This window comes from Saccharomonospora iraqiensis subsp. paurometabolica YIM 90007 (genome assembly GCF_000231035.2).
GTDB classification, from domain to species: Bacteria; Actinomycetota; Actinomycetes; order Mycobacteriales; family Pseudonocardiaceae; genus Saccharomonospora; species Saccharomonospora paurometabolica.
This window is the reverse complement of the sequence record NZ_KI912185.1, coordinates 124,449-127,048: the sequence shown is the minus strand read 5'-3', so window position 1 is coordinate 127,048 and position 2,600 is coordinate 124,449. Positions and strand designations below refer to the sequence as shown.

The window sequence follows — 2,600 nt, the reverse complement described above, 5'->3', positions numbered from 1 at the left end:
GCCTCCGCGCCGCCCGTGGTGTGCGTGTCCCGTCCCTCGGCCGGAGCGGCGCTGCCGGGCAGCAGCCGCTCACCCCGCCGTCGGCGGGGCAGGCCCGCGTCGGTGAACTCCGGCGGATCCGCACGACGCGAAACCTCCTCCACCGTCCGGAAGCTCTCGTCGGCGGCGAAGTCCCAGCTCCGTTCCGGACGGCCGGCCCCCGCCGCGTCGGTGACCTTGCGGAACCACGCCGAGACCATCTCGTCGAAGATCGGCGTCGTCTCGGCGTTGTCGAAGGCGGCCTGCCGGGCCCGCCGTTGCGCCTCGGACGTCCCGGACGGGGCGGCCTCCGTACCGCCGTTGACGGCGGCGTTCCACCACTCGCTGACGGTCGTGTTGTTGGCGCGGAACAGCTCCCGTCCGGACAGGTCACCGGCGGGTTCGGCGGGGGCTCCCCCGCCCGGGGACACCACGTCGGCCCCCGGCGCCGGTGCGGACGGTTCCGGCGCGTCCTCCTCGGAAGGCCACTCGGGCACCGCTCCGGTGACGTCGGTGGTCTCCGTTCCCGTGACGTCGCCGCCCCCGGGAACGGGACCACCGGACCGCCGTCCCGGGTACGGCGTCGGCCGCACCGGTGCCGGGGTGGACGACCGCCCCGGTCCGGCCCCGTCGGAGCCGATCGGGGTGAACAACGCCGTGCCGGAGAGTTCGCTCTCGGTCGGCTCGGGCGCCGCCTGCCACCCGTCCGCCGGGGATGCCGGGGATGCCGGGGACGGACCCGCTGCGGTCTGCCGCTGTCCTCCGGGCTTCCTGCGCGGTAGCGGTGTGCCCTCCCCCGCCGCCGGGTCGGTCCCGGCGGCCGGTGTCCCCGGCTCGCCGTAGGCGTCGGCGGCCGTCCCGCGTCGCGGGTCCGGGGTCTGCGGACCGGTCTGCGGACCGGTCTGCGGGCCGGTCTGCGGGCCGGTATCGGCCGGGGTGGACGCGGACCCCGCCGCGGGCGTCCGGGTCGGGGCGGGCTCTGGTTCCGGACGGGCCGCCGCACCGGCGTCGGTCACCGCCTCCGCGGGGACGGTGACCGACGCCCGGACCCCGGTGATGTCCCGACCACCGTGGAGCACGACGTCGAACCCGTGCCGGGCCGCCAGCCGGCCGACCACGAACAGCCCCATGCGCCGCGACGTCGTCAGGTCCACCGAGCCCGCCTCACCGATCCGCCCGTTCGCCTCGGCGATCTCGGCCTCGTTCATGCCGATGCCCTCGTCCAGGACCTCGACCGACAACGTGCCGTCGTCCAGCATCCGGCTGGCGACGGTCACCCGTGTCTCCGGCGCGGAGAAGGCGGTGGCGTTGTCGAGCAACTCGGCGACGAGCCGGATGAGGTCGCCCGCGGCGTAGCCGACCACGTCGACGGCGGGCGGGGTACGGACCACCACCCGCTGGTACTGCTCGATCTCGGAGACCGCCGCCCGGAGCACGTCGGTGGTGCTGACGGGCTGACCGGAGCGTCTGCCGGGTTCGGCACCGGAGAGCACCATCAGGTTCTCGTTGTTGCGGCGCATCCGGGTCGCCAGGTGGTCCAGCTGGAACAGGGTCGCGAGCTGGTCGGCGTCCTCCTCGTCCGCCTCGAGCCGTTCGATCAGCTGCAGCTGCCGTTGCACGAGGCTCTGGCTGCGCCGGGAGAGGTTCACGAACATGCCCGCGTAGCCCGCACGCATGGTCGCCTGCTCCGCGGCGAGTCGCAGCGCCTCCTCGTGGACGGCGTCGAACGCCCGGGCCACCTGTCCGATCTCGTCCCGGGTGTGCACACCGACCGGGTCCGGCCCGGTCCCGTCCGACCGTCCCTCCTGGATCTCGCGGACCGCGTCCGGCAGGTCGTGCTCGGCCATGTCGAGCGCGCTGCGGCGGAGCACGCGCAGCGACCGCAGCAGGTGCCGGGTGATCACGAACACGACCACCGCCGCCAGCAGGAACGCGACGACGAGCAGCACGGCCAGCACGCCGACCCGGACGGCCGTGTCGTCGGCGGAACTCCGCGCCCCCGCGGCGAGTTCGGCGCCGAGCCCGTCGACGAACCGCCCCAGCGAGCCGGAGACGGCACCGGCCGCGTCCGACCATTCCCGCGCGGTGGGCGTGCCGGAGTCCTCCCCGTCGGCGTCCTCGCCCGACAGCACCGAGTCGACGGTCCGGACGTAGGTGTCGAACCGGCCGTCCCGCACCGTGCGCGTGAACCGCTCGCGCTGCGGCCCGGAGACGGTGGCCTCGAACTCGGCGATCCGGTCGGCGCGCCGGACCTCGGCGGTCCGCAGGACCTCGTAGTCGCTGGGGGTGAGGCCGAGGGCGAGGCCGTGCCCGACGAGCGCCCGGTGCACCGAGACCGCCTCCCGGGCCACCAGCAGATGGTGCAGTCCGTCGGCGGTGACCGCCAGGGCGTCGTCGGTGATGCCCGCCATGAGAACGGAGTGCAGGTCGAGCAGCGCCCCCGTGGCGTCGGAGTAGGTCGACACCGCCTCCACCGCGTCCACCTGGCCGGACGAGATCCGCTCCCGCAGGTCGGACAGCGCGTCCAACGGCTCCGCCACGGCCGCCCGCGGCGCGGCGAGGTCCGCCCCGGCCGCGGCGGC

The 2,600-nt window shown here is 75.4% G+C and carries 1 protein-coding gene; it reads right to left on the bottom strand.

The features are described 5' to 3' along the window. Positions 1 to 2,600: nitrate- and nitrite sensing domain-containing protein (locus SACPADRAFT_RS29760; protein ID WP_007027212.1), on the bottom strand; the 2,600-nt coding region annotated here is incomplete at both ends.